Source organism: Bartonella sp. CL100XZDX (genome assembly GCF_042195375.1).
Taxonomy (GTDB): Bacteria; Pseudomonadota; Alphaproteobacteria; order Rhizobiales; family Rhizobiaceae; genus Bartonella.
In genome coordinates, this window is sequence record NZ_JBHIOH010000036.1 from 1 (window position 1) to 5350 (window position 5350).

Annotated in this window: 7 protein-coding genes; all 7 read right to left on the reverse strand. The window is 36.2% G+C overall.

Translation table 11 applies throughout. The annotated features are described in order from the left end of the window. Window positions 1-236 precede the first annotated feature (236 nt). Window positions 237-995: a type IV secretion system protein gene (locus tag ACFILU_RS03705; RefSeq protein ID WP_375674802.1), complete on the reverse strand. Its 759-nt coding sequence runs from the start codon at window positions 993-995 to the stop codon at window positions 237-239. After that, complete coding sequence (locus tag ACFILU_RS03710) at window positions 992-3463, reverse strand: VirB4 family type IV secretion/conjugal transfer ATPase (protein WP_375674803.1); 2472 nt, start codon at window positions 3461-3463, stop codon at window positions 992-994. The genes ACFILU_RS03705 and ACFILU_RS03710 overlap by 4 nt, the downstream gene beginning before the upstream one ends. A 2-nt stretch (window positions 3464-3465) precedes the next feature. Continuing rightward, on the reverse strand, window positions 3466-3771 hold the full coding sequence (locus tag ACFILU_RS03715; RefSeq protein ID WP_273790547.1) for a type IV secretion system protein VirB3: 306 nt from the start codon (window positions 3769-3771) through the stop codon (window positions 3466-3468). 12 nt (window positions 3772-3783) lie between these two features. After that, complete coding sequence (locus ACFILU_RS03720) at window positions 3784-4092, reverse strand: conjugal transfer protein (RefSeq protein ID WP_375657492.1); 309 nt, start codon at window positions 4090-4092, stop codon at window positions 3784-3786. A 125-nt stretch (window positions 4093-4217) separates the two neighbouring features. Further along, window positions 4218-4532 (reverse strand): VirB2 family type IV secretion system major pilin TrwL, encoded by a 315-nt coding sequence (gene trwL / locus ACFILU_RS03725; protein WP_375657493.1) that lies wholly within the window; start codon window positions 4530-4532, stop codon window positions 4218-4220. A 58-nt stretch (window positions 4533-4590) separates the two neighbouring features. Then, on the reverse strand, window positions 4591-4908 hold the full coding sequence (trwL, locus tag ACFILU_RS03730) for a VirB2 family type IV secretion system major pilin TrwL (protein WP_375674805.1): 318 nt from the start codon (window positions 4906-4908) through the stop codon (window positions 4591-4593). A 124-nt stretch (window positions 4909-5032) separates the two neighbouring features. Further along, window positions 5033-5350 (reverse strand): VirB2 family type IV secretion system major pilin TrwL (gene trwL / locus ACFILU_RS03735; protein WP_375660678.1); only part of this gene is annotated, 318 nt, incomplete at its 5' end.

The following is a 5350-nucleotide window of genomic DNA, read 5'->3' on the forward strand; positions in this document are numbered from 1 at the left end:
ATCTGATCAACTTTATTGAAAAGTTGCGCGAAAACTGTAAATTTCATGAAATTCCTCTTTAACGAATTTTCAACTTTTTATATGATTTTTAAGCATTTTTCGTTGATTTTTTTAGGATGGAATTAAATTTCGTAGACCTTTTCAGTTTATGAGAGATAACTGAATATTATGCATTAACTTTTGCTTTTTACGAGCATACAAGAAAAATAATATACAAAATATTGTTACAAAAAGCTTTATCTAATAAATCTTATGGTAGGCATTTTCGTGTTTTTACTATTTAAAATTTTTATGTTATGTTTGTCCTTCTGCTGTTTGATAAGTGCATGTTCAGCGTTGCGTAAATGTGCGACCATTTGTAGTTTTGCTGTTTCATTTTGTAGCTTAGCGAGCATTCCAATTATATATGCTTGTAACTCAGCAATACTTTTTAGATCTTTTGTTGTCTTGATTTCATTTAATAGTTCTTCAATTTGCTGAAAACGATTATTTGCTTCTTCAAAAGTCTTTAAACTTACGGCTTTATCAGTGATAGCTGCATATTGGATACGATCGTTGATAAAACTGCTAGATTCATGGACAGAAATAGGAATTTCTTCTTCTTTTAAAATCTTTTTAAGTGATGTAGATAGCGCTGAAGATTCATTTCTATTGTAGAGCGTTTCTGGATTTTTGAGAAAAAAACTGTTGTGATCTGTTTGTGCACTTTTAAGTTTTTTAGTGTCGAATTTTTGGCTTCCCGTTATAGATTCGTGTATCTTTTTTGTTTCCTCAAGTTGTTTTTTTAGCATATCGAGAAGTGGGGCATCAGGTGGCACTTTCTTTTGTTGTGGAGGTGTTTTCTTTGATGTTTTTGAACTCCCAAAAAAATTGGGCCACGTCGTTGGAATTGATGCTCCCAAATCCGCCGCTCCAGCGCCCCAAACCCAGGCCATTGCTGGGTTTGAAATCCCTAAAGTTATTACAACTGCTATTGAAATGACCTTTTTTTTCATGTTTCCCTCCTGTCATTTTTTGCGTGCTGTAAGAAAATTGGTAACCATATTGCTGGATCATCACCAACTTCCGCGATAATGCTTTCGGCTAATTCTGCGTTATCAGGTGTACCTGATAATACCAAGAGCTCGTCACTAAAGTCGTGTTCGATGGTTTTTCCATCGCGTGTCAGATGGAATTTACCAAGATTCAGTTCTGCAAGTGCAGATTGATCGCCCTGCTTAATGAGGAATTGGCGACTAAACTCACCAAGTCCTTTAACGAGTTCAAATTCGGTATCTGTTAGTTTAAAGCCTTTTGTATAATCTTCATAGTTTGCTTTGGGGTTGGCTAGAAAAATGTAAGTTGCACACTGTTGAATGAGTGTTTTAGCAATATTACTTTCCAAGGCATCGCTAGGCTCTTGTGTTGCATAAACAAAAATACCATTTTGTTTACGGATAGTCTTTTGTTTATTTTTCGCTAAATCTTCAAAGTACGGATCTTGCAAAGGCTTCCAAAACTCATCAAAGATATACATAAATCGCTGTCCGCTAATCATGCCTTCTGTGCGGTAAAGCAAATACATCATCACTGGAGTGCGAGTTTCAAAATTATCTAAAAATTCCGTGATATCAAAGCCGTAAATTTGATGTGTTGAGAGATCAAGAGCATCATGGGGATTATCAAATAACCATCCATAATCACCACCTTCACACCATTTTAGTAAGCGAGCATGAACAGAAGGATGAGCATTATAATCACTTAAACGCGGATTTGGTAAAAATTGTACCAGAAAGGACAAACGACGGAGTGATTGGTCAATGTTACTGCTCATAACAGACATAACCGCTTTGTTAATTTCTTCCTCGTCGTGATGCGTGACCTCACCACCAGCTTCTGCCAATTTTTTAACAAATTGTTTCAGAAAAATAAGATTTTCTTGTGTGGGTGGGAGTTGGAAAGGATTGAAACCACTTCTCCTGCCTGGCTTGAATGTTAAATATTTTCCACCCATAGCCCGAATGGCAATTTCCATGCCACGATCTTTATCAAAAACAACAGTTGTCGGCTTAAATTTTTGTGCTTGTGCTAACAAAAAGCCGAGTAACACGGTTTTACCGGAACCAGATTGTCCGATAAGTGCGGTATTACCAAGTAAACGTTTATCTGTCGAGTCCTCTTCAAGTTTGGAGGCATGAAAATTGAAATAAAGCGGTGTTTTACTGATTGTTTTAAGAATTGTGACGGCTGGTCCCCATGGGTTGCCAGTGGGTTTTCCTGACATAAAATTATGAAAAGATGAAAATGATAAAAAGTTCAATGATGTAATCGGAGCAGGACGTGGTCTCCATTTCCAATTGCCAGGAAGTTGTGCCCAATAGCCAGCTTCTATCGCTAAGTCTACAGGTTTGGGCAGTACCGCAACGTCTAGTAATGCTGCACTCGCTTTGGCCATATGGTCGCGAACTTGCTGAATTGTATCACCATAGATAGTCAATGTGCAGTGATGTTCTCCCATGACAAAATGCCCACTGATAAGCTGGTTTAGTGCTTCGTCAATTTGTTCAATTTGGCTCGTTGCCACATCTCGTGCATCAATAAGATTACGCTGATGCCGTTGTAAATAGTCTTTAGCAGCATGTCGGGAGAGCACCGAAAAGCTCTGCGTCAATACGAACTCGAAGTCACTTTCCAACAAAACATTTAATTGTCCTGGTTTGGTTGTTGCATCATATTCTTTAATTTCCAGCATTCCAAATCGACGCATTCCACTGGTTGTTCGCAGTTCACCAAGAGCACCCCATTTTGAGAAAAAAGGTCGATTGATAGACATATAGTCGGAAAAACGGTCATGGCAAATTGGCATAGGGCGATATTCGCCATTGACAAGCATTCCAAGGAACTCAAGTGCAGAAGAATAAGCATGCCCATTTTTTTCGTAAGCACCAAGAAGTTCTGCACCGTAACGATTTAAAGATTGCCCTAAAGTACGGTTGATGTCATTGAGTTCTTTGATACATGAATCTTGTCGCATCTTTTTTTGATCAAGCGTTTCACGTTCATGTTGAGAAAAGAACGACATAATTTTATCCGCTATCGGTTGAAAAATGATAGTCAGATATAAATCATTGACCATCAAATTATAACCAGTAAAGCTTTGCCGATATTTTTCATCAAGTTGATAGCAAAACATTTGATCAAATGTTGAATCAGGATATTCATAAACACGGCGGCGCACAATATGCGTCCAAAATGATAAATTTGCCGATGCAAGACCCCGTAGAGTATTGTTAAGCTCTTTTATCCATTGAAAAATATCATCTTCTGAAGCACTTTGATGCGAGCGTCCGTCAATCTTCCAAATCGATAAATATTCCGCACTTTTAGTAGAGATAATCGTATCTGTAATGTGATGTGAATAAGGAAGGAACAGACTTACAGGTGTCTCTGATATAAGACGTTTGCTGCTTTCAACAGCTGTCATACTTATCTCCTTTTATTATAATTAGAGGGACTATAACTTGATGCACCCCAAAAACCTTTATTGCGATTACGAAACTTGGTATCAATCCATAACCACCAGATACGAAACGCTTTATCATCGTTTTTGGTAATTTGCGCCATAATAAACCATAATGGTGGCGCTATAATCCACAAAAAGATATTTATTGTCATAGCAATAACAGCAACCATCATAAGCATAACAATAAACGGCATCATGGGGACACCCCATATAGTTGGAACACGTGTTGCTCCCTTGAATAAGGGAAAATTTTTTTCTTGCGATTTCATGGGATGTTCTCGTCACTGGAGGTGAAATAATATGTGGCTAATATAGAAAGCTGCACCAGCAATAATGACACTAAATGCCCATCGGATAAATGTAGCTCTTGCGATGATGCGAAATATATAAATAAGCAAAAGTAATAAAAGAATGATAGCAGCAACGACAGGAATAATTATACTTAATCCATATTGCATCCCTATGAAAACATCTAAACTCTTTGTTTCCGTCTGAGCATATGCAGATTGAGTTATTAATAACATAACTGAAGTGATAACAATAGCACTAATCTTACATACTTTTGATTTGAGCGTATTTAATTGCTTCATATCTTTTATCCCCTTTTAATTAAAGTTGCTATAAATAATATTCCTTTTTTCGTAGTATGAGCGACATTATTACTGGTAAAAATCTATAATCGACGAATATTAAAAACATTACGTATTATACTAATTTATGGTTGACCTGTAAATAGCATTTTAGCAAGTTGGGTTGCTGAACCTGCGATGACAACACCGATTGCCCATCGTATAAATGTATCCCTTTCAATGTAGCGTCCTGCGTAACCAATTGCTAAACATAAAAGTATAACAGCAGCAGCAACAGGAATAATATTCTCAATAAGATCTTTTTGCAGAGCATTTAAAGCGTTTTTAGCATTCTTTATTTCTGCATATGCGGGATGTGTTATAAAAAACGCAGTTATAGTTGCAGAAATTGTAATGATTCTGTTGTTATTTTTTGATTGAAGGTTGATTAGTTTTTGCATATTTTACTCTTATTATTAGATGAGTTTTTACATTAAAAACGTTTTGTATTATAATTACTTATGGTTTACCTGTAAATAGCATTGTAGCAAGTTGGCTTGCTGAGCCAGCAATGATAACACCGACTGCCCATCGTATAAATGTATCCCTTTCAATGTAGCGTCCTGCATAACCAATCGCTAAGCACAAAAGTATAACAGCAGCAGCAACAGGAATAATATTTTTAACAAGATCATCCTGCAGAGCACCTAAAGCAGTTTTTGCATTTTGTAATTTTACTTGAGCATACACAGGATTGCTAATAAAAAATGCAGTTATAGCCGCAGAAATTGTGATAATTTGATTATTATTTTTCTGGAAATTAGTTAATTTTCTCATATTTAGTTTCATTGATTTATCATAAATATTTTTCTACGAAATAAGAAACAATTTCATTGATGCGTAATGAAGGCATTGAAATCCAAAGTTTCTTTTACAAAAAATATTTCATATTCCAAAAGATTTATACAGGTTTAAATAATAAATTGGCAAGTTCAGCTGCTGAACCTGCGATAACAACACCGATTGCCCACCGTACGAATGTATCTTTTCCGATGTAGCGTCCTGCATAACCAATTGCTAAGCATAAAAGTATAACAGCAGCAGCGATAGGGATAATCACCTTCAAGTCTGTTTGGAGTGCCTCTAAAGCAGTTTTTGCAGGAGTTAAAACTACTGCTTGGGCTAACACAGGATTGGACATAAAAAATACAGTTAAGGCTGCAGAGGTTTTAGTAATTTTATTTCGAATTATTGTTTGAAGAATTTTTGATTGTTTCAT

Excerpts from the sequence above, each read along its gene's own strand:
- trwL (WP_375674805.1), bottom strand. The coding sequence starts at position 4,908 with ATGAGAAAATTAACTAATTTCCAGAAAAATAATAATCAAATTATCACA.
- trwL (WP_375657493.1), bottom strand. The coding sequence starts at position 4,532 with ATGCAAAAACTAATCAACCTTCAATCAAAAAATAACAACAGAATCATT.
- ACFILU_RS03705 (WP_375674802.1), bottom strand. The coding sequence starts at position 995 with ATGAAAAAAAAGGTCATTTCAATAGCAGTTGTAATAACTTTAGGGATT.
- ACFILU_RS03720 (WP_375657492.1), bottom strand. The coding sequence starts at position 4,092 with ATGAAGCAATTAAATACGCTCAAATCAAAAGTATGTAAGATTAGTGCT.
- ACFILU_RS03710 (WP_375674803.1), bottom strand. The coding sequence starts at position 3,463 with ATGACAGCTGTTGAAAGCAGCAAACGTCTTATATCAGAGACACCTGTA.
- ACFILU_RS03715 (WP_273790547.1), bottom strand. The coding sequence starts at position 3,771 with ATGAAATCGCAAGAAAAAAATTTTCCCTTATTCAAGGGAGCAACACGT.